General features: G+C 31.3%; 29 protein-coding genes and 1 pseudogene. 19 read left to right on the forward strand and 11 right to left on the reverse strand.

Annotation, left to right across the window (positions count from 1 at the left end; genetic code table 11):
* Positions 1–243: 243 nt before the first annotated feature.
* Positions 244–555 (forward strand): hypothetical protein, encoded by a 312-nt coding sequence (locus tag LC076_RS00075; RefSeq protein ID WP_226665206.1) that lies wholly within the window; start codon positions 244–246, stop codon positions 553–555.
* A 139-nt stretch (positions 556–694) separates the two neighbouring features.
* Positions 695–1,279 carry a GNAT family N-acetyltransferase gene (locus LC076_RS00080; protein WP_226665209.1) on the forward strand — a complete coding sequence of 195 codons (585 nt, stop codon included), beginning with the start codon at positions 695–697 and terminating at the stop codon, positions 1,277–1,279.
* A 73-nt stretch (positions 1,280–1,352) separates the two neighbouring features.
* Here LC076_RS00080 and LC076_RS00085 read toward each other — a convergent pair whose 3' ends face one another.
* Positions 1,353–1,835 (reverse strand): DUF2798 domain-containing protein, encoded by a 483-nt coding sequence (locus LC076_RS00085; protein WP_226665211.1) that lies wholly within the window; start codon positions 1,833–1,835, stop codon positions 1,353–1,355.
* Positions 1,836–2,249: 414 nt separating this feature from the next.
* Between LC076_RS00085 and LC076_RS00090 the strand changes: the two genes are divergently transcribed.
* Entirely contained in the window at positions 2,250–3,287 is a 1,038-nt protein-coding gene (locus LC076_RS00090; RefSeq protein WP_226665212.1) for a serine hydrolase domain-containing protein, read from the forward strand.
* 76 nt (positions 3,288–3,363) lie between these two features.
* Here LC076_RS00090 and LC076_RS00095 read toward each other — a convergent pair whose 3' ends face one another.
* Positions 3,364–3,528: a hypothetical protein gene (locus LC076_RS00095; protein WP_226665213.1), complete on the reverse strand. Its 165-nt coding sequence runs from the start codon at positions 3,526–3,528 to the stop codon at positions 3,364–3,366.
* Between the two features lie 211 nt (positions 3,529–3,739).
* Here LC076_RS00095 and LC076_RS00100 point away from each other — a divergent pair, with 211 nt between their 5' ends.
* The gene (locus tag LC076_RS00100) at positions 3,740–3,895 is read left to right on the forward strand and encodes a hypothetical protein (protein ID WP_226665214.1); all 156 of its coding nucleotides are present in this window, start codon (positions 3,740–3,742) and stop codon (positions 3,893–3,895) included.
* Between the two features lie 352 nt (positions 3,896–4,247).
* Here the strand turns inward: LC076_RS00100 and LC076_RS00105 are convergent, their stop codons facing one another.
* Positions 4,248–4,664 carry a DUF1284 domain-containing protein gene (locus tag LC076_RS00105; protein ID WP_226665217.1) on the reverse strand — a complete coding sequence of 139 codons (417 nt, stop codon included), beginning with the start codon at positions 4,662–4,664 and terminating at the stop codon, positions 4,248–4,250.
* Between the two features lie 271 nt (positions 4,665–4,935).
* On the opposite strand from LC076_RS00105, the gene LC076_RS00110 reads away from it, so the two are divergent.
* The 3 genes from LC076_RS00110 to LC076_RS00120 all read left to right on the forward strand — a co-directional run bounded on the left by LC076_RS00110 (position 4,936) and on the right by LC076_RS00120 (position 6,584).
* The gene (locus tag LC076_RS00110) at positions 4,936–5,124 is read left to right on the forward strand and encodes a DUF4177 domain-containing protein (RefSeq protein ID WP_226665218.1); all 189 of its coding nucleotides are present in this window, start codon (positions 4,936–4,938) and stop codon (positions 5,122–5,124) included.
* Positions 5,125–5,401: 277 nt separating this feature from the next.
* Positions 5,402–5,863 (forward strand): NUDIX hydrolase, encoded by a 462-nt coding sequence (locus LC076_RS00115; RefSeq protein WP_226665219.1) that lies wholly within the window; start codon positions 5,402–5,404, stop codon positions 5,861–5,863.
* A gap of 244 nt (positions 5,864–6,107) precedes the next feature.
* A complete protein-coding gene (locus LC076_RS00120; protein WP_226665220.1) occupies positions 6,108–6,584 on the forward strand; it encodes a DUF2975 domain-containing protein in 477 nt (158 codons plus the stop codon).
* Positions 6,585–6,731: 147 nt separating this feature from the next.
* Here LC076_RS00120 and LC076_RS24445 read toward each other — a convergent pair.
* Positions 6,732–6,884: pseudogene (locus tag LC076_RS24445) on the reverse strand (YqcI/YcgG family protein); the annotation flags it as partial.
* 502 nt (positions 6,885–7,386) lie between these two features.
* Positions 7,387–8,013, reverse strand: coding sequence for a LysE family transporter (locus tag LC076_RS00130; protein WP_226665221.1), 627 nt, complete (start codon positions 8,011–8,013; stop codon positions 7,387–7,389).
* Between the two features lie 308 nt (positions 8,014–8,321).
* Between LC076_RS00130 and LC076_RS00135 the strand changes: the two genes are divergently transcribed.
* Positions 8,322–9,923, forward strand: a complete 1,602-nt coding sequence (locus LC076_RS00135; RefSeq protein WP_413465929.1) for a ribonuclease J — start codon at positions 8,322–8,324, stop codon at positions 9,921–9,923.
* A 563-nt stretch (positions 9,924–10,486) separates the two neighbouring features.
* Positions 10,487–11,023: a hypothetical protein gene (locus tag LC076_RS00140; RefSeq protein WP_226665226.1), complete on the forward strand. Its 537-nt coding sequence runs from the start codon at positions 10,487–10,489 to the stop codon at positions 11,021–11,023.
* Positions 11,024–11,105: 82 nt separating this feature from the next.
* On the opposite strand, the gene LC076_RS24290 is transcribed toward LC076_RS00140, so the two are convergent.
* Both LC076_RS24290 and LC076_RS00145 read right to left on the reverse strand, forming a co-directional pair.
* Positions 11,106–11,369 carry a CBO0543 family protein gene (locus LC076_RS24290; RefSeq protein WP_319005473.1) on the reverse strand — a complete coding sequence of 88 codons (264 nt, stop codon included), beginning with the start codon at positions 11,367–11,369 and terminating at the stop codon, positions 11,106–11,108.
* Positions 11,330–11,608: a hypothetical protein gene (locus LC076_RS00145; RefSeq protein ID WP_226665228.1), complete on the reverse strand. Its 279-nt coding sequence runs from the start codon at positions 11,606–11,608 to the stop codon at positions 11,330–11,332. The genes LC076_RS24290 and LC076_RS00145 overlap by 40 nt, the downstream gene beginning before the upstream one ends.
* A gap of 303 nt (positions 11,609–11,911) precedes the next feature.
* Here LC076_RS00145 and LC076_RS00150 point away from each other — a divergent pair, with 303 nt between their 5' ends.
* On the forward strand, positions 11,912–12,571 hold the full coding sequence (locus tag LC076_RS00150; RefSeq protein WP_226665229.1) for an urease accessory protein UreH: 660 nt from the start codon (positions 11,912–11,914) through the stop codon (positions 12,569–12,571).
* Between the two features lie 104 nt (positions 12,572–12,675).
* Here LC076_RS00150 and LC076_RS00155 read toward each other — a convergent pair whose 3' ends face one another.
* Positions 12,676–13,683, reverse strand: coding sequence for a DUF3231 family protein (locus LC076_RS00155; RefSeq protein WP_226665230.1), 1,008 nt, complete (start codon positions 13,681–13,683; stop codon positions 12,676–12,678).
* A 300-nt stretch (positions 13,684–13,983) separates the two neighbouring features.
* On the opposite strand from LC076_RS00155, the gene LC076_RS00160 reads away from it, so the two are divergent.
* The 5 genes from LC076_RS00160 to LC076_RS00180 all read left to right on the forward strand — a co-directional run bounded on the left by LC076_RS00160 (position 13,984) and on the right by LC076_RS00180 (position 18,743).
* On the forward strand, positions 13,984–14,187 hold the full coding sequence (locus LC076_RS00160) for a helix-turn-helix transcriptional regulator (RefSeq protein WP_226665233.1): 204 nt from the start codon (positions 13,984–13,986) through the stop codon (positions 14,185–14,187).
* Between the two features lie 3 nt (positions 14,188–14,190).
* Positions 14,191–14,616 carry a hypothetical protein gene (locus LC076_RS00165; RefSeq protein ID WP_226665234.1) on the forward strand — a complete coding sequence of 142 codons (426 nt, stop codon included), beginning with the start codon at positions 14,191–14,193 and terminating at the stop codon, positions 14,614–14,616.
* A gap of 10 nt (positions 14,617–14,626) precedes the next feature.
* Positions 14,627–15,382 carry a hypothetical protein gene (locus tag LC076_RS00170; protein WP_226665236.1) on the forward strand — a complete coding sequence of 252 codons (756 nt, stop codon included), beginning with the start codon at positions 14,627–14,629 and terminating at the stop codon, positions 15,380–15,382.
* An 82-nt stretch (positions 15,383–15,464) separates the two neighbouring features.
* Complete coding sequence (locus LC076_RS00175) at positions 15,465–16,085, forward strand: NUDIX hydrolase (RefSeq protein WP_226665237.1); 621 nt, start codon at positions 15,465–15,467, stop codon at positions 16,083–16,085.
* Between the two features lie 165 nt (positions 16,086–16,250).
* The gene (locus tag LC076_RS00180) at positions 16,251–18,743 is read left to right on the forward strand and encodes a helicase-related protein (protein WP_226665239.1); all 2,493 of its coding nucleotides are present in this window, start codon (positions 16,251–16,253) and stop codon (positions 18,741–18,743) included.
* Between the two features lie 17 nt (positions 18,744–18,760).
* Here LC076_RS00180 and LC076_RS00185 read toward each other — a convergent pair whose 3' ends face one another.
* Entirely contained in the window at positions 18,761–19,606 is an 846-nt protein-coding gene (locus tag LC076_RS00185) for a hypothetical protein (protein ID WP_226665240.1), read from the reverse strand.
* 217 nt (positions 19,607–19,823) lie between these two features.
* Here LC076_RS00185 and LC076_RS00190 point away from each other — a divergent pair, with 217 nt between their 5' ends.
* On the forward strand, positions 19,824–20,222 hold the full coding sequence (locus LC076_RS00190) for a hypothetical protein (protein WP_226665243.1): 399 nt from the start codon (positions 19,824–19,826) through the stop codon (positions 20,220–20,222).
* A gap of 251 nt (positions 20,223–20,473) precedes the next feature.
* Here the strand turns inward: LC076_RS00190 and LC076_RS00195 are convergent, their stop codons facing one another.
* Positions 20,474–21,424, reverse strand: coding sequence for a C40 family peptidase (locus LC076_RS00195; RefSeq protein ID WP_226665245.1), 951 nt, complete (start codon positions 21,422–21,424; stop codon positions 20,474–20,476).
* A 275-nt stretch (positions 21,425–21,699) separates the two neighbouring features.
* On the opposite strand from LC076_RS00195, the gene LC076_RS00200 reads away from it, so the two are divergent.
* The 3 genes from LC076_RS00200 to hpf all read left to right on the forward strand — a co-directional run bounded on the left by LC076_RS00200 (position 21,700) and on the right by hpf (position 24,506).
* Positions 21,700–22,887 (forward strand): DUF5667 domain-containing protein, encoded by a 1,188-nt coding sequence (locus tag LC076_RS00200; RefSeq protein WP_226665246.1) that lies wholly within the window; start codon positions 21,700–21,702, stop codon positions 22,885–22,887.
* Positions 22,888–23,122: 235 nt separating this feature from the next.
* Positions 23,123–23,584, forward strand: coding sequence for a universal stress protein (locus LC076_RS00205; protein WP_226665247.1), 462 nt, complete (start codon positions 23,123–23,125; stop codon positions 23,582–23,584).
* A 352-nt stretch (positions 23,585–23,936) separates the two neighbouring features.
* Positions 23,937–24,506 (forward strand): ribosome hibernation-promoting factor, HPF/YfiA family, encoded by a 570-nt coding sequence (hpf, locus tag LC076_RS00210; RefSeq protein WP_226665249.1) that lies wholly within the window; start codon positions 23,937–23,939, stop codon positions 24,504–24,506.
* Between the two features lie 256 nt (positions 24,507–24,762).
* Here hpf and LC076_RS00215 read toward each other — a convergent pair whose 3' ends face one another.
* Positions 24,763–25,275, reverse strand: a complete 513-nt coding sequence (locus LC076_RS00215) for a DUF3231 family protein (protein ID WP_226666134.1) — start codon at positions 25,273–25,275, stop codon at positions 24,763–24,765.
* Positions 25,276–25,532 lie beyond the last annotated feature (257 nt).

Consider the following 25,532-nt stretch of genomic DNA (forward strand, 5'->3'; position numbering starts at 1 on the left):
TTTTACTTTCATACTTCAAAAAGAAGTAAGTTTATTATGCAAAAAATTAACATTTAAAATATAAATGTTACAATTATTTACAGGAGGTTATTTTGAATTTATTAAATTATTTTTTTATTCATACTCTTTATAGCAATAGATTACATAGCTAGAAATAAAGGTAGTGGATCATTCTCGGAAGTATAGGACCACTCTGGAGGTCTGTATTTTTTTTAAAAAAGTAATTATGAAATGGAGGTGTTTGTGATTAAACAACACAAAAATAAATGGCATTTTTTAATAAGTTTATTTTTTAGGGATCGGGAAAATCAAAAAAAGATTATCCCTAATTATATTGATACCATTTTACTCGTCTTTGCAATTATTCTATTTATTTTGTCAGTATTCAAAGGGTTTACTAGTGTTTACTTTGGTCTTCTTGTTTTAGTATTAGGTGTGATCAATTTGTTGGGTATGATAGAGAATGTTCTTTTAAAAGAAAAGATAAAAAGTATTGTATCCTATTTAGGTATAACGATCGTATGTTTTATTTTTGCCTATTATAAACTTCATTAAATAGATAAGGCTATCCAGGAATCTTGACTAATTCAACAAAGGTTATTCCTATCCTTAAAGAGAATAGTAATCTGCTTTCAAACAATAATTACCAGAAAATTTCCAGATAGCTAAATTTCATGAAAAATGGAGGATAAAAATGAGCATTGAATTTGAAGAATTAACAGGAATCTTCGTGAAAATAGTCCCTATGGAAACGTCACATTTAAAGACATTATTTGAAATAAGCAGAGACAAGTCCATTTGGTCTCATTTACCAAAATCTATTGATACATATCAGGATATGGAAGATTTTGTAGAAGAAGCATTACATAGAAAAGAAGACGGATCGCAATTACCTTTAGTAGTGATAAACAGAGAGACAAGTAAAGTGATTGGAAGTACAAGGTTTCTAGATATCTCACATAGCAATAAAAACTTAGAAATTGGTTGGACTTGGTTAACTCCGTCTGTATGGGGAACAGAAGTTAACTTAGAGTGTAAATATCTATTATTAACGCACTGTTTTGAGACGTTAAAATTTATTAGAGTTCAATTTAAAACAGATGAACATAATATCAGATCACAGAAAGCAATAGAACGAATAGGTGGCGTGAAAGAAGGAGTACTAAGAAATCATATGCTTCGGAAAAACGGAACTTATCGAAATTCAGTTTATTACAGCATAATCGATACTGAATGGAAACAGAGAAAAAGAAACTTAGAGTATCTTCTTTATCACTGAATGCGTTATTTGTTCCAAGGCAAGGTATATTCTTTAAAATAAGCAAGCTACATTTTGTAGCTCGCTATTATTTTCACACGTTTAATTCTGCCTTCTGAGTTTTTGGTTTAACAAACTTAGTTAAAAGTCCTCTTGAAATAGGACCAACAATTAGTAATTGTGCTGGAAGAGCTACAATTATATTTAGACCAACGATTTTTAGGTAAGTAGTAAAAATAGATCCTTCAATTCCACTAAACATCCAAGTTAAGATTAGTCCATATACTGACATAATAAGAACCATAGTTGGAACCATAAACAAAGAAATGGCCAAAATTACATTTCTTTGTTTTGATTTATCATAATTAAATGATAATGCATATTTTCGTGCTATTGGTTCAACTAATGACTCGGCGACAAATGCAACGAAAAATGTTATGACAAATTGAATCACCACACTCCAAACTGTTAATGATGAAAATCCTTGTAAAGCGATGTTGTAAGTAGACATAATAAAAACCATTCCAAAACACATGAAAACTGCAAAAATAATTCCTTCTTTTTTATTACTCGGCAAGTAAAACATCCTTTCTTTTTAGAGAATACCTGTAATTATATATGTAAAGATTTTTTCTCATAAGTGAACTTTTTATGAACTTTCCATTAAGCAATTTCAATAATACAAATAAAGATCTTAGAATAAAGGTTACTAAACAAATTTTGAAAAGGTTAAAACGATAAGCTATTTGTCTATTAAAACTTTTATAAAAAACAGCTGAAGAAAAATAGAAGAATGAGGGGTGAGTTAACATTTTTTTCACTAGTGATTATTGATCAATAAAAGTCATAAAAGCTGGAAGGAATAAATGTAGGCATAGAATATCCTATAAAGAAAATTCAACTGGAATTATACTTATATTTTACCAAATATACACAAACGAACAAACATTCGTGTTATAATTTTTCTATCAAATGAATTTGAGGTAGACAAATGAAATTAAAAAAAATCAACATTGAAGAACGAATGAAACATTATAATGTTAATGGTTTAAGTGTGACATTGATTGAAAACTGTAAAATTTTAACAACTAATCACTACGGTTTACTAGAAACAAAAAGTGACCGAAAAGTAAATGAACAATCTATTTTTAATGCATGTTCTATTAGCAAACTTTTAACAGGAATGATCGTTTTAAAACTAATTGAAGATGGACTTTTAATTTTAGATAAAAATGTAACTGACAGTCTAATATCATGGAAAATACCTGAAAATGGGTTTACCGAAAATAAGAAAGTTACGTTAAGAAACTTACTTAGTCACCAATCTGGAATCAAAGATCCTAAAGGTAGTTTTTCTGAACTAAAATCAGCTCAAGATATTCCTTCAATGGTTGAATTGTTAGAGGGAAAAACACCTTATTGTAAGGTTCCGATTACTTTAGAGTACGAGCCAGAGAGTGAATTCCAATACTCAGATGCTGGCTTTTGTATTGTTCAGCAAATAATTGAAGATGTAACAGGAAAACCATTTTATCTAGTGGCGAATGAGTTAATATTTAAACCATTAAGAATGAAGAATAGCTATTTAAATACAAACATGTTGAAAGTAAATAAAAAGAACGTTTCTTGTGGCCATAATAAAAACGGAGAATTGGTAGAAGCAAAATATCCTATATACCCTTATCCATCAGCTTCAGGATTATGGACTAATTCTAGAGATTTAGCTAAATTAGTTATTGAACTAATGAATGCTTTAAAAGGAGAAAGTAAACTTGGGATTTCAAAAAATTTAGCAAAAGAAATGATTTCATCACAAAAAGATAAAAATTGGGTCGGATTAGGTGTATTTCTAGAAGCTTCTAATAAAGAATTAGAAATTTTATCTATGGGTTGGGGAGTAGGCTTCCAATCTATGATGTTTGCATTTCCTCATTTAGAAAAAGGTGCGGTTATTATGACAAATGCAGACTTAGGTGTTCATCAATTGAATGGGATGATAGGCGAGATATATAGGTCTCTTATTTCTTAAAATTCTGTTTATTAGATGAATTATTAATCTTGCTAACATAAACAATTCACAACACAAGGATTAGGTTAATAGTTTTTTATTTTTTGATCTTTAATGCATGATAAACAATGGATATAAATGCAATTAATAGTATTGGGGTCAAAATAAAGTGATAAATGTTTGCCTCAGAATTAATAATTTGCAAAGAATAATCAACAGTGATTATTAAAATAATAGTTGCCAGTAAAAGTTTTACACCCACTCTTCGTACCTCCTAAATAATAACAATGACTTAATATTAACATATGAGCTGCTATTTTTCATAAATATAAAATATTTTTGCTTATTAAATAAAAGACTTAAACTCTTACTATATCTTTAACGTATAAAGTCGTCACTTTGTGAGAATGACATAGCTAGCTAAGTGAAAAAATGGTAAAATAAGGGGGGATAGCTTTTTAGGGGGGATATTTATGAGAAAAATAATAGATATTTTTAAAAATATATTCTTAGACTTATTTTCTATGGGTAAAGGATTTGTTTACGGATTTTTAATGGTTGGGTTATTTATTATAACTTGTGCTGCTCTAATATACGGTGGATTATTTCTTAAAAATCTTTTTTTTTAGTACATTTACTAGAGGAAAGGCTAAGACCTAAGCAGGGTAGGAGGAGGACCAGCTTCCTCTTCAGCAAAAGAAAATGCAATTTTATCTTTTGAAACGTCTAAACCTACATGTTTTATGGTATTCTTCATAATAACTAGCTCCTCCCGTAATGTATTTCTAATTTGTTTTTGTTTATTGTTCATAAACATTATGACCAAAGTAACCTACGAATTTACGAGTAAGGGCTAGTTTCGTTCATGATAATTGAGCGAATTTTATGTCTGCAGAGCAATGGAAGTTTCTTGTTTTTTCAGCTTAACTGATTAATAGAAAACAGAGTTTCGTTAAATGATTAATTTATTAAGGAAACAACCTACCTAATTTCTCTCAAACCTTTTCCTTCATGTATCTCCTGAATTCCTTCTTCACAAACACCATAAGAACGCCAGGAACAAGTTTCGCAAACAGTTTGAATATCAGAAGGAACGACATACTTTTTAACATGTAACTCGATATCCTTCCAGTATAGAATTTGTCCGATATTAAGACCTAATTTCTCTAAAATCACAGCATCTCGTTCATAGATTGAATCGTTCTGACAATGATATTCACCTGAATTTGGATATTTTTCACATAACTGATCAGGGCCATTAACAAGTTTAATTTTTGTCATTGGATCTCTTCTTAATTTTTGATGAAGTTGTGTCATATTTTTCACATATTCTTGTGAATAGCCCATTCCCCGATATCCCAAAAGGCAAAATAGTTGATGCCCTCGAAGTTTATACATATTTCTCCCTCAGTTCAAAAAGATTTTATTGTTAACCATGAACTATACTTAGTTAATATATTTATAATAATATCATATTAGTTCGTTGAATTGATTAGTATAAATGGAACTTTCCACCAAATAATTCGTATACAATATTAGATGATCGTATATTTTTCAAAAGGTTTTTACTTTCTAATGTTATATATTATCGATGATTTGACGTTACATTAACTGTATCTAAATTAGTATTAAGGATGAAATTACATACTAAATAATAGGAGTGAACGCGATGTACGAATATGAGTTTGTCAATATAAAAGTAGGAGCTTTAAATGGCAAGCCTAAAGAAGATTATAAAAAAATTATCAGTGATTATGCGGAAAAGGGATGGAGACTACATACATTTTCACCTCTACCTTTCGCAGCATATGGTCAAGCAATATCTATACAATTAATATTTGAAAAACAAAAAAATTAGTTTTCGAAAAATATGCATCATAACATCTCAATTAGAAAAAGTGATTTTTAAATAGGCTATGTTAAAGCTTAAGGTTGATTTTTAACTTTGTTGATTGGAGTGAAAGGCATGAGACTCCTGCTTAGAGAAGCGTGTCGAAGGAAGACCCCACAGGCGCTTGCGCCGAGGAGGCTTCCGGACCGCCCGCGGAAAGCGAATGCCTGTAACGGAAATCAACCACAAAGTTTAACAGAGCCTTTAAATACAAGATAAGATAATCAGAAAATGGAGAAATCAAATGAATCATAAGAATATTATTTTGGTTGTTAGCACTACTATATTCAAAGAAGGAAAAATATTGATGATTCAAGAATCAAAGCCTGAAGCTTTTAATAAGTGGAATTTCCCCAGTGGACGAATCGAATACGGAGAAGATATACAAAAGGCAGCCCTTAGAGAAGTAAAAGAAGAAACTGGTTATGATGTAAAGTTAATCAACACAACTGGTGTTTATAACTTTAAAAGTCATACAAATAACCAAATTATTCTTTTTCATTACTCAGCAGAATTGAGTGGTGGTTCTTTATCTCTTGAGAGAAACGAAATAAAAGATTACAAATGGCTTAAACTAGAAGAATTGTTGGAGTTAGAAGAAAACGATTTACGAGAAAAAGATGTTGTTTTGCAAATTATAAAGAATTTACAAGATGGTAACGTATATCCTATCCGTTTATTTAATGAGCAAATACTTGGAAATTAAATAACCGTGGTTGCTTCAACGAGATATTTATTTTCATTGATAATACTTACTTAATATAGTTACAAACTAATTTCTTTAATTAGTAAATTTAGATAAACAACAGCTTAAGGAAAATAGCTAAAAGAACATATCATTTTTTAGAAAAAACAGGAAGACCACACTATATTTTAATAAATATTTATTGATAAACAATAAATATTAAGATAAACTGAACTTATTAATAAATAAGTGAGGTGCATTTTTTATGAAATATAAAACAACCATTTTTTTGAAAATAGCTGTTTTTCTTATTGGGATGACAATCCTTTGTTTATGTGTGTTTTGGTTACCATGGCAATCACGTGTTTTGGCAGAAATGTATCCAGAGTTTATTCATTTGCAATATCCACTGCTTTTCGGAATTTATATGACAGCCATCCCATTTTTCTTTGCTTTATATCAAGCTTTAAACTTGTTAACAAATATAGATCTTAACAAAGCGTTCTCAGATTTATCTGTAAGAGCTTTAAAGTACATAAAATACAGTGCATTCTCTATAAGTTTTTTGTATATTGTTGGTTTTTTCCTTCTCATTTCACAAAATGCGGGTAATCCTGGAATATTACTTTTAGGTTTGATTATCACGTTTATATCAATCGTTATTGCTATTTTTGCTGCTTTATTACAAAAATTATTAAAGCATGCAATAAATATAAAATTAGAAAATGATTTACTCGTTTAAGTAGAATATCATGATCATTATCAGCTTTTTTTAATTTGATGTTTGCAAATAATTATTGCAACAAAATTTTCAGATAGAGCTAGAATAACAGGAAGACAAGATAATAAAGAAGACGCTATATATTTTTTTACGTCTTATCCTCATTTTTTAAGTTTTAAGAAATGGACAATTAGAGAGCGATGTTTCATCATCTCTTATATAGTATTGCCGCCATTCATCATTATCTTTGTCTCCACTTCTCTTTAAATCAGTGTGAAAGTCAACTTTATCATATGCAGACAGTCGGTTTCGAATGACTTCCTTTGTTTTTTCAGCTTATATTGTCTTTTCGTTAATTTTTTATAAAACCCACCTAGGTGTGATTACAAACATTAGATTTGGAAAGCTTCGACATTGTCTGTTTTTATGCTTAGGTGATAATATATCCATGGCATATTCCTCCTTCCATTATTAAAGTATTATTAGAAGAAGGAATAGGTAATTGTACATAACAAAAAATTAACTATACACAAAAATGTTTCGCAAATTAAATATTTTCTCATTAGTACTTAGCTCATTAAAATAGTATCTGTAGAATTCATATAAAAGCACTCTTCTCAGCTGGTGAAAATCAAACTTTTTTTAGCTTATTCTGAGTCTCTTCGTAACTTTTAACTTCGGATTTTCCTTTTCTCGAAACAGAGTTGCCATTTTCACAAGAAATAGGAATAAACATTCATAAAAAATATCCTATATATAAATACTGACGTCAATCCTCACTGTGAATATATCTAATACCACATTATATATTTCTATCTCTTCCTTAATTAAATAGCACTTCATATGCTTGCAAGCCAAAGTAAATACCAAAACCTATTAATGTAAGACCAGAAATCATTGAAATTGTTGTTATTAAGGCTGGTGTGAGAATTTTTCTAAACGTACTAGAGACGATGGCCATTATAAAATCCCATAAAAGCAACCCTAATAAAATTGCTCCACTATAAATGAAAAGTTGTAAATTTTCATATGTAGCAGCTGTTTTTGCTAAAACAGATCCATATATACCTAACCAAAATAAAATTGTTAGAGGATTAGATATTGACATAAAAAATCCTGTCACAAATGTTTTAACATATGATTCATAATCACTTCGCTTATGTTTGACTTCTTTTTTCGCTGTTAACATCGTTTCGATTCCAGTATAAATGAGCACAAAGAAACCAAACAGCCAAAGAAACGTCTGCATAAAAGGACTGTCTAGAAAATGAACAACGCCCATATAAACCATAATCATATAAACAATATCTGCTGTCACTGATCCTAAACCAATCACCCATGAGTGATAAAATCCATAGCGAAAGCCTCGATCAATTTGCGCCGCATTAACTGGTCCTATTGGGGCTGCAAGCGATAATCCTAATAATACATAGCTAAAAAGAATACTCAAAAATGTCACGCCCTTTTTTAAATAGTACTTTTACAATCTATTCAGAGCTTGAAGCTTGTACGACATTTTTTCGAAAATACTCTCAAGATTTAGGATTTTTTATATAGAAAATATTTTCTAACAATCAATAGATAAATAAACACACATCTCCTTTAAACAATGGTATTTACTCTCAAGATATACATATTTGTGTAGAGAAAAACACATATTAAAACTACAAATTAGAGTGGGAGGATATCAATGTGACCTCAAATAACAATTTACTATCAATTTTTGCTTTAGGTGGGTTAAATGAAGTAGGAAAAAACATGTATGCTATTCAATATAACGAAGACATTATTGTCATTGATTGTGGAAATAAGTTTCCAGATGAAAGCTTATTAGGTATAGATCTTATTATTCCAGATGTTTCTTTTTTAGAGGACAATAGTGAAAAGGTAAAGGCGTTAATCGTCACTCATGGACATGAAGATCATATTGGTGGTATACCGTATTTTTTAAAAAAATTAAATGTTCCAGTTTATGCAACTAGGTTTACATTAGGATTAATCGAACTCAAATTAAATGAAAATAAGATTCTTCGTGAAACTGAATTGCATGAGATTACATCAGATTCTGAGATTAAATTAGGTGAGATGACTGCTAAATTCTTTAAAGTAAATCATAGTATTCCAGATTGCCTCGGAATAGCTTTTGACACACCACAAGGAACAATTGTACATAGCGGTGACTTTAAGTTCGATTTAACTCCTGTTAACAATCAGCATTCAGATATCCATAAGATGGCTGAAATTGGAAAAAAAGGTGTGCTACTTCTTTTATCTGAAAGCACGAATGCAGAACGATCTGGTTCAACACCATCAGAATTAATTGTTGGTCAGCATATAGAGGAAGCATTTCGAAAAGCAAAACGAAAGATTTTCTTATCAACCTTTGCGTCAAATATTAATCGAGTACAACAGGTTGTTGATGCAGCGATGAAAACAAATCGTAAAATCGCTTTACTAGGAAGAAGTATGATCAATGTTGTCGATATAGCAATAGAGCGTGGTTATCTTGATGTGCCTGATGGTATGATTATTGAACAAGACCAAATAGAAGAACTTTCACCAGAGAATGTATGTATTTTATGTACCGGTAGCCAAGGAGAACCGATGGCTGCACTTGCCAGGTTATCAACAGGAAACTTCCGCGGCACTGAGGTTTTGAAGGAAGATACAGTTATCCTAGCTGCTGGCCCTATACCTGGAAACGAAAAAAATGTCTCTCAAATTGTTGACAATTTATATGCTCTTGGTGCGACTGTCATTTACGGATCAGGTAAAGGCATGCATGTTTCTGGTCATGGATATCAAGAAGACTTGAAGCTTATGTTAACATTAATGAAACCGAAATACTTTATACCAATACATGGAGAATATAGAATGCTTCATCATCATCGTTTGCTAGCTGAAACAGTTGGTGTTGAACAAGAAAATACATTTATTTTAAAAAATGGTGAAGTAGTTGATCTTGAAAATTCGATAGCTCGACAAACACGCACAATTCCAGCTGGTAATACGTATGTGGATGGAATCGGATTAGATTACGTTGGAGATATTGTGTTACGAGATCGCAAACAACTTTCTGAAGATGGAATGCTTGTTATCGTGTTAACAATGAGTAAAACAGAAAGAAAGCTTATTTCAAGACCAGATACAATATCTCGTGGATTCGTAGACAATAGAGATTCAAGCGACTTATTAAACGACATAACTGGACTTATCAAAAAGACAGTAAATGACCTAAAAGAAACAGACAAAGCCCAATGGAACGTCCTAAAACAAAAAATCAGAAAATCCGTCGGCCAATACGTCTTTTCACATACAAAGAAAAGACCGATGATAATGCCAATTATCATTGAGGTGTAGTTCCTAGGGGCGGTGCCTGTCACGCCCCGACTTTTGTAGATACACGTCGAATAATTAAGATAGGCAATTATAAATTCTCCAACTTTTCCATTCTTTACTTTCCTTTCAAGCCAAATACCTATCACATTGCACAAATTCACTTACCGGTTATTATACCTCCTAAAAAATAATAAAAAGATCTTTTTTGAACGATTTATAGTAGAATAACTAACAACCAAACTTTTTGTAATAAACTGTTTTAAAATAGACTTCAAATAGACTTCAATCAAACGCTCAATTATAAAATTTAAAAATAGAGAAATGAAAAAAATGTTGTTAAATTATCAATTTTTTCTCGTTTTTAAATAATTCAATTCTACAAAAATAATATTTAGGTTGATTAGAAGAAACCATTAGTAAAGACAAATGGTAGCCGATGAAAATTTAGTAGCTTTAAATTTTCAAGAATAAAATCCAATTAAAAGTAGGTGGAGGATATAGTTAAAGAAAAGAAGTATGTTTGGTATGCAAGTTATGGTTCGAACATTAATAATGATCGTTTTTTATGTTACATAAAAGGTGGAATGCCCAAGGGATCAAGTAAGATAGAAACGGGTTGTCGTGATCAATCACTGCCTCTAAAAGAATCAATTCACGTGATGAAACATCAACTTTATTTTGCAAAAAGTTCAGAAAAATGGAATTCGCAAGGTGTTGCTTTTATCGGTTTAAAGAAAGAAAATTCTTTTATGACATATAGTAAGAAGTATTTAATAACAACAGATCAGTTTATGGATATTGTGGTGCAGGAAAATAATGGAATAGAATTTGAATTAAATCTTAATGTTATTAAAGATAGTAAATCTTGTGTTTTTAATTCACAATCTTGGTATGGTAACATTCTTTATCTTGGAGAAGATAGTGGTCATCCGATTTTTACGTTTACTGCACCTTGGGATATTTCCGAAGTAGAATGGAAAAAACCTTCTCATTCGTATTTATCAACGATTATAAATGGTTTAAAGAAAGATTATTCAGCAAAAGAAATTTATAATTATTTAATAATAAAGCCTGGTATTAAGGATAACTTTCGCGAAGAGGAATTAACAGATTTATTGTAATTTCCAATAAGATACAGGTGGATTCTCATAACTTAAAAGGAAGAGAGCATGAAAAAAAATTTGATGCTCGATTTTTCTCTAATTACGTTATAGAAATTCTTCCACTATTGATTTTTCTCACTGCAGAAATGATTGATCTACATAACAAAAGTTTAATAATTAAACTTATAGCCGAGTGATACCATGACCAGCCTTTTTTCCAAGTAATTAAATCAGTATTTTTTGCTGCAAACGTTTCTAAAAGCACCTGTGGAATAACAAATGGGAAAAGTTTTAACAAGATGCCAGATGGTTTACTATTTAATGTCAATTGATTGTAATAAAGTAAAAATAAGGGATAATGCACAAAATCGAATGGCAAATGAATGGCAAATGAATGGCAAAATTCTGAGGGAACGGCCTGATTTTATATTTTAGATAACCTCTTGAAACAAGATAACGATCAGCAAAAGAATTACCTATAAAACTGACGAGATATACAATAACCCAATCTTTAAATGATCGTTTACCTATAGCAAATGGTAATAAAAACAATCCAATCAAAGTGATGATTTTCAAAAAAACTACTGAAGATTTTTTACTCACAATAAACACCTCATGATAGGGTTTGTTATAATAGTGGATTATATGTACTTTGACTACTTTTTTGACTTGAGATATATGGCTCTTTGTTATCTGGGCCTTATAAAGGTAACTCCTATAAGAAAAGCTTGAGGGAGTTCAGAAGGAGATGCTCGCGTCCAGGAGGCTGCTTGGGCCTCTGAAGAATTCCTTTAGAAACATTAGCCTTTTTCATTAATCTTCATCAAGATAGCAAATTTATTGTAACGGAAATTAACAAAATGTTAACCAGAACCAAAAATAAAAAGCAGTTGGGAGAATGTAAATATGGTTGTTAGCTTTATATCTGTCCTTTTTTTAGGATTCATTTTAGGAATTAAACATTCCATCGAACCAGATCATATCATTGCTGTTGCTACTATTGCAGGTAAAACGAAAAAATTATCGAGATCTTCTTTAGCAGGAGTGTTCTGGGGGATTGGCCATACTTTTACTCTATTTATTGTTGGGATGTTCTTCATTATAATGAAAGGACAACTTCCAGAGGTTTGGACATTATCACTTGAAATGTTTGTGGGATTTATGCTTATTTATCTCGGGATTACTAGTATGGTAGGTACGAAAAAGAATAGTAGAAATCCAGAACACACTCACCAAGTTAAAGAAAAGACTCCATATTTGAAGTCGATGATTATTGGATCTATTCATGGTATTGCAGGAAGTGCAGCATTAGTTTTATTGACAATGTCGACTGTAAAAACAATTTGGGAAGGCGCGTTGTATATTCTCATTTTTGGATGCGGAACAATTATTGGCATGTTATGTTTTACCACTTTAATAGGTATTCCATTTACTATAAGCAAACAAAAAAACTTAACCCTAAATACTCTATTAATTAGAACAGCTGGCGTAATAAGCTTTTTCTTTGGACTATACTACATCTACAACTTGGGTTTTAAAGAAGGATTGTTTCAGATGTTATTTTAAGGGTGCTTGTCACGCCCCGGTTTTTCTTGTTTCACAGAAAGTTGTTCCACAAATTCAAAACAGTTTCATCATATCACGGAACTGTTTTGATATTTAAATATATTTTATTTTTCTCCTTTTATTAACTCTTCTCTATCTAATGATTGAGGAGGTTGTTCAAACCAACTTCTTTCAATTAATAAGTTGACCCCTTTTTCAGCGTATGATAATAGGTCTGGTAATAGCCGTATATACTTTGACCCTAAATCTTTTCTTAAAGCAGTGGAAAGAGCATGACCCAAATAATTAACTCCAACCGAATTTAAACTACTTATAAGATATAACATTAACTTATCAGAAAAAGGTGCAGAAGTGGAGTCAGTCACTTCCATGCTAACTGGTATATTACCTTGCATCCCATTTTGTTGAAGAATTTCATTACACATAATAATTTGTTTTTCACATAGTTTTTTACCACTAACAAAATAACTTTTTATTTCTTCATCTTTGACAGTTTGTAAAAAAGCAGTTAATAACATACTACCGAAATAATTGGTTTCTACTTGAAAAAATAGTTCTGTTAATTCCATTACATTAAGTGGTCTTTTACTTCCAATAAAAGAACCTAAGTAAGAATTGTCTGAAACAAAAGATACCTCTTTTGGATAATCAATCTTTGGTGGTCGATCGTAAATTCCTTTAGCCTTCATTAGGGTTAAAGCCTTTATATATAATTCCTTTGAAGAATTCAAACATTCACTGAAAAACTCAACAATATCTTCACGGGCGATTGTTGATATTATATTACTATAAGTAGGCATACCAATTCGACTCATACCGTAGACAAAGGAAAGAGAGAATAATTCATAAAATAAGGGAGGTGCGGATAAGTTACAATCTTTCTCTGTAAAAGCTTTTGGGATTGGGAAATTTTCTTCAGTAAAGATCTTTTCAATTTGTTTAATATGTTGCTGAGATATATGTAATGAAGTTGTTATCAAAGGTGAAATTTCCTCATCCTTTGTATATGTTTGAAAATAAGATAAAAAGCACACTGCCATTTTGTCTTGTATATATGTAGTCCATAATCCACCAATTTCCGTTGAAGTAAGTCGAATGTTATCGTGCTCCACAAAATAACCTCCTAAAAAAGAACCTATTATTATTTTTTATAATTTGTAAAAAAAACGATAATATACTCGAAAATAGAAATTAGTCTTAAAGAAACCCTCAAAAAATGACTCTTAGATCTTACTCCGCTATAAAAGATCATTATATGCAAAAAATCATATTAGAAATGCAAACCTATGAACATGCCCTTTGAGATAATCCAGTGAAAAATGTTACAAAAATATGGCATAATGACAATAATCGTTGTCATTATGTATATAATCATTTACACTGTAAGTAATCTAAGAATAGGAGAAAATGGAATGCTAAAAAATTCCGTACGAGAATTACGAGCAAGATTTCGTTTAACTCAGCAAGATCTGGCAGATAAGATTGGAGTTTCTAGACAGACGATTGGATTAATTGAAAAAGGAGATTATGCACCATCGATTACACTCGCTTTAAAAATTTCACATACCTTTCAAGTTCCAGTTGAACAAATATTTCATTTAGAGGGAGAAGATTGAGCAATGTTAAATAGGATCTTTCAGTCACCATTATTTAATTCCATTCTTATACTATGCTTTGGCGTTGTTATGTTAGGAAACCATTATACAAATGAAGTTCCCAATTGGATGAACTTAGATCCTTTAGTTTTAGGAATTCCAATATTACTATTGATCGCATTCATACCAATTTATAATATGAGAAACCCCAAAAATAAAGTGAAGGCTAGCTTGATTCCTATGGAATTTAAAGAAGAAGACGAAGGACTTCAATGGATCACCTACAAAGCGACAAGGAAGGTGTACATCTTTTTTGCCTCGTTTATACCAATTGCCATTGCACTTACTGCTTATTTAAAGGATTTTCCATACTTTCCTATTATTCTTTTAGTAGCTATGGGGATTGTGCAATATCTAATCTTCTGGCTTGAATTAATAAAGCATAAATAGGAGGAATTCTATGGATAAACAGATGATCGTCACTATGATTATTTTGATCGTTTTAATTGAATCTTTCATTGTATTTCTTTTTATTAAATATAAACAAGGGAAGATAGATCATAATCCACTTATAACAATACTTATCAAAGAGTCAAAAATTTTATATTACGCCTTTTTTCAGTGGAGGACAAAAAAGAAAGTAGATTCTGATAGCACTATATTTTCTTTACACAAAAACTCAGGATATTTTTGGTTATTCATTGCTTTACTTCATGAACAAGTGATTGAAATGATTGTGTTACATATTTTCTTAAAAAAAGAAGATCCTACATTTGCCTATATTATTTTAGGACTTCATGTTTATAGTATTTTTTATATGATGGGGGATTATAACTGGGTTCGAAATACACCAATTAGAATCAAAAACAATATAGTCGAGATGAAAATAGGAGCAAGAAAAGAGTTAACCTTTCACGTTAATCAAATAAAAAACATCCAAAAAGCTGAACTTACATATAATAAAAGTGGAGGTATAGTACATCCAAAAGATGTTTTTCATGTAACCGCTTTACCAAGAGTATTGACTAGAATATTTGGTATAAGTGATGATTTAAGATACGAAATTGTTTTTAAGACACCTGTTGTTTCAAAAGGATATTTTGGCCTAAAGAAAGATATCACAAAAGCATTTCTTTACATTGATCAATCTGATGAACTTGTAACATTACTTAAGGGTGACTGTCACGCCCCGGTTTTTCTTGTTTCACAGAATTAGTTCCACGCGATTGTAAATTCGATTTGAGACAAACACCTACTTTATTTGCTATGATAAAGGAAAGTAAGAATGAGGTGATGTTATGGAGTTAAATGATATCTTCAACAAGGTTCAATTACATACACCTTCTTTTCTTGGAAATGCAAGGTTTTCAAAATATGCAGTTCTTTTGCCTTTAATTAAAGTTGATCAAGATATTCATATCCTTTTTGAAGTCCGTTCTCAACAATTAAGAAGGCAGCCTGGAGAGATTTGTTTTCCTGGTGGAAGAATGGATGAAGAAGATGAATCAGCTTTAGCAACGGCTATAAGAGAAACATCCGAAGAGCTTGGGTTAACTTATCAACATATTTCAGATGTTTACCCAATTGATTTCCTTGTTTCCCCTTATGGGATGATTGTTTATCCTTATGTCGGTTACATTAATGATCTAGGCGCGATAAATCCAAATTCTTCTGAGGTCGGAGAAATCTTTACAGTTCCACTTTCATTTTTTCTAGAGACAAATCCACAAATTTATCATGTGCATACAAAGCTAGAACCAAAAGATGATTTTCCATATGATCTTATTCCAGGTGGAAGAAACTATAATTGGCAGCCGAGAAAAATCGATGAATATTTCTATCAATATGAAAATAAAGTGATTTGGGGATTAACTGCTGTGATACTCTCACATTTTGTTGAACTTTTAAAGGTTAAATAATATGGTTAAACCATTAAAGTAAGGCCTCATGTCTTATATATAAATAAGATATTGAGGTTTTTTATATTTTCCTTAGATAAAAATGACATACATGAATCATAGCAAGTAATAGAAACTATATATTAACAAATAAATTCGATAGTATTTATCATGAGGAGTTATAACATGAATAAAATTTTACAAAATCATCATGCTAAGGCGGTTGAGCGGACAAAGTCTTTGGTTTTAGATGATATATATAAATATTTAGAATCGAAAGAGGATCCTGTTTCTTATGAGCAATATTTAAGAGAACGATCACAATATATTGAACAGCTTTGGCTAAATTCATGGCTAAATACAGCTGCAAGTCATGCTTCAAACTCAGAAAAAAAAGAATATCTAATTGAAGAAGGCTTTGAGATTGAAGGTATTAGTAAAAAGCTGATCAATCAAATGTTTCGTAATCACATACGAGACCTAGAACAATTTAATGCTTTAAGCTGGCTTAACTCCATTTATGCAAATAAACCAAGTGATTGGGAACAAAAACAGACAGAAGCTAAAAATGCTTTTGAAGAAAGGATGGAGCTTCAAGGTCAACGAGAACTTAGAAGAAAGTTCATTTCTAAGCTTGAGTATTATATTGATCAGTTACTAGGCGAGCACTATGAGGAGTTATATTTATATGTTCGCTATTTAGTTGGTTCACAACTTGCGATAGAGGTTGAGAAGAAGGGAATAATCTTATCACCTGACAATGACGTTTTTTCCCATTACTTATCTGATGAAATGGATTCCGGCTTTAATCGTTATCAATATGAAGAACATCTAGCTGAAAAATATGAAGGAGTCATTTCTAGTTATTTATTCGATTTTGGACCTAATTGGCTTATGGAACATTTATCTCCACATGTATTTGATGATTATTATCAAACATATCAAGAAACATTACCAATATCGTTGATTAAAGAAGTCGCTTTCCCTCCTTTTGATGATCTAAGTGGAGAATTTTTTGCAGATTTAATGGAAGAACATGTATCAGACTTAATTAAATTAATTGATATTCCCTTTGATTTAGCTGTACACCAAGAAATTTTTGATAAAGATCTTTCAGAAAGAGAGAAACGAGTTATTGAAGAGTTAGAGTCAATTAAACGTCGAAAAGAAGAAGAAGCTCGAATGATCGAAGATATATTTGGCAGAGAGTACAACCCACCAGCTGGCCGAAATATACAGTATATCCTCCATGTTGGAGAAACAAATACAGGTAAAACATTTCAAGCGATTCAAAAAATGCAAGAAGCAGCTAGTGGCATTTATCTAGCACCACTGCGCCTATTAGCATTTGAAATATATGAACGGTTAAATGAACAAGGAATCGCATGCTCACTAAAAACAGGGGAAGAAGAAAAGATTGTTACTGGTGCTAAGCATATTGCTTGTACAGTCGAAATGTTTCATGAAAAGGATGATTATGACGTTATTGTGATAGATGAATCTCAAATGATTGAAGATAAAGATCGTGGTTTTTCGTGGTATAAGGCGATAACAAAAGCAAATGCGAAGGAAGTTCACATTATCTGCAGTTTTAACGCTAGACCAATGATACTAGAAGTTCTTGGTGATTCACACATCGAAATACATGAATATTATCGAGATGTACCATTAGAGGTTGAACCAAATTTGTTTAGATTAAATCAAACACGCAAGGGAGATGCACTTGTTTGCTTTTCCAGAAAAAGAGTTCTTGAAACAGCATCTGAGCTACAACGTTCAGGTCGTCAAGTCAGTATGATCTATGGAAGCATGCCTCCTGAAACAAGAAAAAAACAAATGCAAAGATTTATTAATGGAGAAACTACGGTCATTGTAGCAACTGATGCAATTGGAATGGGCTTGAACCTGCCGATTAGACGAATTGTTTTTTTAGAAAATGATAAGTTTGATGGAACAAGAAGACGCTATTTAACTTCACAAGAAACAAAACAAATAGCAGGTCGTGCAGGTCGCAAAGGAATTTATAACATTGGGAAAGTAGCGTTTACTCATAATGTAAAAACAATGACTCGCCTACTTGAACAAGAAGATGATCCATTAAAAGGCTTTGCTATTGCTCCAACTACTTCTGTTTTAGAACGATTTCAAAAATATTCACGTAAACTCGGGTTGTTTTTTTATCTTTGGGATCAGTTTAAAAGCCCAATGGGTACAAAGAAAGCTACATTAACAGAAGAAAAATTATTATATGACATGGTCGAAGATACCATAATTGAAGCTAAACTCTCTGTGGCGGATTTGTATGGATTTCTACATCTTCCTTTTTCATCAAATGAACCAAGCTTGCGACTTCAATGGAAACAAAAGCTTGAAGCAATAATAAATGGACAAGATTTACCTGATCCACAAATAAAAGAGTCAAGTCTTGAAGAACTAGAATTATCTTATAAATCAGTAGGACTTCATTTATTATTTTTGTATAAACTTGGACGAAGCACAGAAGCCCATTATTGGGAACGAATTCGTGAAGAAATTAGTGACAACATTCATGAAAACTTGAAATCAGGAGTTCAAATAGCAAGAAGAGGATGTAAAGTTTGTGGAAAAAGCCTTCATCCACGTTTTAAGTTTGCCGTATGTAACGAATGTCATTTTGAAAGAAACGACCGAAAAAAATAGCTTGTAAAAAGACAGCCTTAAGAGTTTTGGGGCTGTCTTCTTATTATATAATATAAGAAATTTGACAAATAGATCATAAAAATATGAAAAAATAATCTTGTTAATGAAGATTGAAAACTAGTTTTAAGAATATTTAAGCGACACAGTAAGCAATCTGAAAAGAACATCATCAGAAGTGCGGTCATTTTTTTAATAGGCTTGAAATCAGTAGAGGTCATAAAAACAATAAATGAAAGATAAAAACTATAAAGTGGAGCTATAATAAAATGCTTCTTCCATGAACGATAAAACCCAAATCCAAATCTGATTTGTTTACTAGAAGCAGGAATAAACAAGAGGGTTATACTAATGACAACAAGAGAGAGGTAATGAACCAACCTTTGTGCCCATTTTTCATTTTGTTCTAGAGCATGTTGCATCCCATCACTAATAGAAAAAGCAATTGGCAATAAAATCAACGTATAGTGGGATTTCCACCAAATCAATTGATAAACTCTTAATTTAATAAACAGTTTTTCAATGATAAAGAAGTATATACTAAACCCAAATTTCCATAACCAATTGGCTTTTGTTACCGTTAGAAATGTCGCAGTAATTGGTATAAAAAAAGCTTGAGACAAAATGGCTCCTAAAATATTATCAAGAGCAGGATTTTTTAGGATCGACGGCTTATATTTATATGCATTAAATAGGTTTAAAATGAAATATTCAAACACATATGAAAAACCTATATTCGCTAAGAGAACAAACCATTTTAATTTTCCTTGCTTACGATAAACTAGATACAAAATCATTCCTATATGAATGATCGCTAAAATGAAAAACGGTGTAGAATTTCGGTTGATTACTCCCTTTCTGTTCATAAAATCCTCCGACAATATCAAATATAGAAGACAAATAAAGATACTTCTAGTTAAATATTTTTCTCCAAATGCTTTTACTTTATTCTCTCATTCAGTTGTAAAATCAAACTTCGTTTAATAAAAAACATATAAAAATAAATTGCATTTGTAACCATCCCCCCCATATCTTCGACTTATTATATGAAACATTATATATGTTTAATAAAGGAGAATTTTTATGATATTCAAAAGGAGAAGTGCTATTATAAGTTTCGTTTTTGTAAGTACTCTTTTAACTGGTTGTGGAACAAGTGAGCAGACCGGAATTGATGATGTAAATAAGAAAGAAACGACTAGTGGAATTTCAGAAACGAGTAGGAAAGAAGAGGCTATTGTAGAAATAAATGAGAAAAATTCAGAAGCTGAAACACTAGTAGAAATTGCAGGATCTGGTGAATTAGTTGGACAAATCGATCCGCATACAGTCGAGCTAATCATGGATAACCAAACAAGTGCATTTCAATTATCAGAAAAAGCACAAGAACAATTTAAAATATATAAAGAAGATGATCAACTTTCATTCTTTTACACAGAAGATAGGAAAAACGGGCAAAAAATAATCACTGTATTTAAATAAGGCTGTTTTCGTGAAGGATATTGTTTTCAGAATCCTGCAGGAAACAACTCTGTACAAAGTCTAGTGACATTTCCCCCTATGAAAATAGCACCTTTAATGCGATAAAACACTGATTACAACAGATTAGACGTCACTTAGCAATCATCATCTAGACTAGAGCCTTTATAAAATTTTTAAAGGTCTAGTGGAAATAATACAAAAGGGACAGAATAGCTAGTCATAGAAAACTAGCTATTCTGTCCCTTTTAAATTTATTGAATTGTTTTCACTCCTAAATAACGTGGCTTCCAATATGAGTTTGTCATATCAGAAATAGTTACTCCTGTAGATGAACCTGCATGAATAAATTTATTATCACCAAGATAAATTCCAGCATGTGTTGGTCCTGGTGCTGTAGTTGAAAAGAACACAAGATCACCTTTTTGAGGAATAGATACTGTTTTACCTGTTTCCCAAATTGTTGCAACTGTACGAGGGATTGAGATCCCTTGTTTTTGATAAACATAATTTAAAAATCCAGAGCAATCAAATCCTGATGGTGTATTGCCTCCCCAAACATATGGAACACCTACATATTTTTTTGCTTCAAGAACTAAAGCATCAGCATTAAACGTTTGTAATGGAGGCTTTGTAACTGTAGAATTTCCTGTTAATTTTAATACTTGTCCAACATATATATTATCAGTTGTTAAATTGTTATAAGTCTTTAGGTCGCTGACAGTAACACCAGTTAGCTGTGATATTCTCCATAATGAATCACCTGATTTAACAGTGTATGTTGTTGAAGAGGTTGTCGTTTTTGTAGTCGACAAGTTAGTTGAAGGAATCGTCAAAACTTGTCCAACAAATATTACATCCGATGTTAAAGAATTGATTGTTTTTAAATCTGTCACAGTTGTGAGATGATTTTTTGCTATTAAAGAAAGTGAATCTCCAGATTTAACTGTATAAGATCCTTGTATTGTTGTTTCATGATTATGTGGTTCTACTAGTGTTAATTCTTGTCCTACATAAATAGTTGATGATGATAAATTATTATATTGAAGTAATTGTTGAACAGTAAGATTTTGTTGTGACGAAATTTTCCAAAGCGAATCTCCAGATTGTACTTTATATGTTAACTCATGCGCAGATGTTTGTGTTGTAAATCCCGTAGTGATCAAACCCATTGATGCAATTGCTACAATAATTGTCTTTTTCATAAACAACAACTCCTCAATGTTTGATTTTGTCTATCAACATCATAACTTGTTCTAGTAAACTTCTATACACTTAAAAAATGGGTGAACTGGAATAAATATCTATGAACAAATTTCCTAAAAAGTTTTCAAAGTACAGACATAAAAAGCTTATCGTTCATCGAAATTGTATAAAGATCATTTAAGTTAGTAGTTTTCATGGTAAATATTGTGCAAGCAAGGGTTACATGCAATCTAGCATCATGATCTTATACTTACATTCATAGGAGGATTGACAAATGATGAACAAAAATGTTCGCAACGTTTTATCAACAGCAGTAATTACTTCGGTTTTAGCTTTTTCTATAGGAAATGGTCAAGCATTTGCTGAAGAATCAACGAACGTACAATTTGAAGAACAAGTAAAAACTGACCAATCTATTGAAGAGACAAATGTGACTGAACTAGAGCAAGTTACAGAAGTGGAAGGAACTGAAACAGAAATAAACAGTAATGATAATTCAGTTGTTGAAATTGACGAAGAAGTTGAAGATGAAGAAGTGTCTCTAATACCAAGTGATTTTTTTTACTTTGCTAAAAAATTAATGGAAAATGTAAAACTTGCTTTAACGTTTAGTGATGATAAAGAAGCTTCACTACTTGCTGAATTTGCCGAAGAGCGTATAAAAGAAGCGGAACAGTTACTCATTCAAGGTGAGTATGAATTAGCGGAAGAAGTTCTTGAAAAAGCAATAGAACATCAAGAAGATGCACTTGAAAAATTAGAAGAAGATCTAGAAGAAAACCAATTAGAAGAAGATGCAGAAACTACAGATGAAATAGAAGATACAACTGAAAAAGAAGAAGAAACAAATAATCAAGACAAAGAAGAAAACATAAACGATGACTCTGTGGACTCAGTTCGTGCTGAACTAGAAGCGAAATTTTCTGCTAACATCGTGGCACTAACTGCAGTTCTTGAAAAAGTGGAAAATCCTAAAGCAAAAGAAGCTATCCAGAAAAATATTACTAAGGCTCAAGTAAAGCTTGAAAAGAAAATAAACAAAAAGTTAGCAAAACTTGCAAAGGAAAATAAAGAAAAAGAAGAAAGTGAAACAGAAACTGAAGAAGCTCAAACGACAGAATCAAATCAAACAAATGAAGTTGTTAGTGAAGTAACAACAGATGTTGACCAAGAAAATCTAGAGAATGATCAAGAAGATGTAACAAAAGAACAAAATGCAAATGTATCTAAAACAGTAAAAACAACTGAAGTAAAAACTGATTATAAAGCAGCAGAAAAAGCACAGAAAATAATCAAGAAACAAGAGGAAAAAAAGGCGAAAATCGAGCAACCTAAACGTGAGAAATTAACGAAAACAGAAGAAAATAAACAAAAAGAAAATAAAGTTAAAGGTAAATCTATACAAAAGCAACAAGAAGCAAAAGAGAAAAAAGATAATAAAGGGAACGGTAAAAAAGAATAAGAGGGATTACCCATTTAAAAGACCAGATTAAATTGATTTGGTCTCTTTTTTATACATATTTATCTAAAAATCATAAACAATTAATTTCAAGAACTCCATCAATAATATTATTATGTAATCTTAGAAAAATACACGAATGTTTGTGATATTTATCACATTAAACTGATCTACGACAAGATAAGATATAGACATAGGAAGAACTTTCCTATACTTAGATCTTAAGGGAGAGATGATCATGAATATGGTCTATGAGAAAATCCTTGTGGCAATAGATGGTTCCGATGAGGCGGAATGGGCATTTAAAAAGGCAGTCACTATTGCAAAAAGAAACTCAGCAAAGCTTACTCTTTGTAACATCATTGATTCTCGTGAATTAACGGTTTCCACTTATGGATTGTATGCAGATACTACAATGGTGGAAAATGCAGAAAAATTTGCGCGCGAACTGTTAGAAAGATATCAGGAAACAGCTAGAGAAATGGGTTTGAATCAGGTCGATGCGATCATAAAATATGGCTCACCTAAAACAAAGATCTCTAAAGAAATAGCGCCAGAATATCAAGTAGATCTTATTGTATGTGGAGCAACTGGAATGAATGCAGTTGAACGAATTTTAGTTGGAAGCGTATCTGAAAACATCTTGCGTTACGCTAAATGTGATGTGTTAGTTGTTAGAACTCCTAAGGATGAAGAGTAACTTCATATTATAAATGCTCTTTTTCTGAACGATTGTTGCTATGTAACCAAAATTCATAGTGGAAACAGTGTTTTTTCACTATAAGGGTATCATTATATGAAGAAAAGAAGCCACTAGACTTAATACAATGCTGATTGCTTCTGGTATTTAAAAGCAACAAAGTTTGCGAAAACAGCCTTTCTGAAAGATTGTTACTAATAAACCTAATTATGCACTGGAAATATTGTGATTATAGCAAAATAGGAACGATCCTATTAAGAAAAGATGCAACTATGCTTTTGTACAGTGCTGTTTCCTTGGAGTTGTAAAACAACAAAGTTCAAATATATCATCAGTATTGGAGGAACATAAAATGAATCTGATTATTCACAGCAAAAATTTACAAATCACTGATGCGATAAAAAATTATGTTAATCAAAAAATCGGTAGTGCAGTAGAACATTATTTTCCTGAAAAAGCCACTTTTCATGTTTATATAAACTTATCAATTTTTAAAAACAACCAATGTATAGAAGTAACTGTACCAATAGGGGATCTGACGATAAGAGCTGAAGAACAAACAACCGATATGTACAAATCTATTGATCTTGTTGAAGAAAAATTGAAACGACAATTTCGTAAATACAAAACCAGATTAAATCGTAAATCTCGAAAAGAAAAAATGATCTTACCACAACATCAACCGCTCGAAAATAACACGGAACAAGTTGATGAAGAAGAAGAAATTGTACGAATGAAACAATTTCAACTAAAGCCAATGAGTGAAGAAGAAGCCATTCTTCAAATGAATTTACTTGATCATCAATTCTTTGTTTTCCAAAATTCCGAAAATGATTTAATGAGTGTCGTATATAAACGGAAAAACGGACAATATGGATTGATTACATCTGATGTAGTTGAACAAGCCAATAGGGCAATGTAGTTTTAATGTTTGATGGATTTCATAACTGATAAAAATTAGTTAAAAAAGAATCATCATTCTTTGAAAGAGAATGATGATTCTTTTTTTACTTTGGCTATTTTCGCAAACTTTGTTGCTTATAATTACCTGAGGAAATCAGCATTGTATTAAGTCTAGTGGCATCTTTTCTTCATAAAATAGTGGCCTTATATGCCAGAATACACTGTTTATACTGCATATTTTGATTGCATAGCAACAATCTTTCAGAAAAGAGCCTTTACTTTTCTTCTGTTTTGCTATGGTGTAATGGAGGTACGATGAGCCAACCTTTTTCTTTATTTAGTCTTAAAACTTTTCCACCTATCGTAGCTTTTTCCATATGAAATTGACCGAACATCATTGCTACATCTTCTCTAATCGATTGACCTATGATCGAACTACATGCAACTAAGCCTGCTGCGATATCCATTGATAAACCAGCAGCAATTTCTTGATCAGTCATACGTGCACCAACAGGAATGTCTTCAAGATTTGCTTTTGGTTTCTCTGGAGGAGTTGGTGGTAAAGCTACACCATTATCTTTTAGAAGAGCATCAACTTGTTTTAGTTCTTGTTGACATTGATTGATTATTTCTTCTAAAAGCTTATGTAAATCTTTGTCACCTAAATGATTTAAAAATGCTTGACCACCAGCAATCATACCTTTCGATGATTGAGAAAAGGACCATAGTGAAAATACTTCTCCATAATGTAAAGGTTCATTTTGTGGATTTCCGCTTAAAATTCCCATAAAAGCACTCCTTATTGTTGTTGTTATATCCATTAAACCTCTCCTTACACATCGAAGTAGAGGTAGGAGAAAACCTCCTTGAAAAGTATTCGCAAAAAAAAGATAAATATTCAACAACCTGTAATAATCGATATGAAAATTTCAGAATAAAGTATTCCTCAAAATGAAAAAGAAAATCAACCAATTTAGAGCAATTTAAAATAAAAATCTAAAATCATTGTAAAATATATCAAATAATTATAAAATTATACTAACCG

Origin of the sequence: Metabacillus litoralis (genome assembly GCF_020524045.1) — a bacterium.
Taxonomy (GTDB): domain Bacteria; phylum Bacillota; class Bacilli; order Bacillales; family Bacillaceae; genus Metabacillus; species Metabacillus litoralis_C.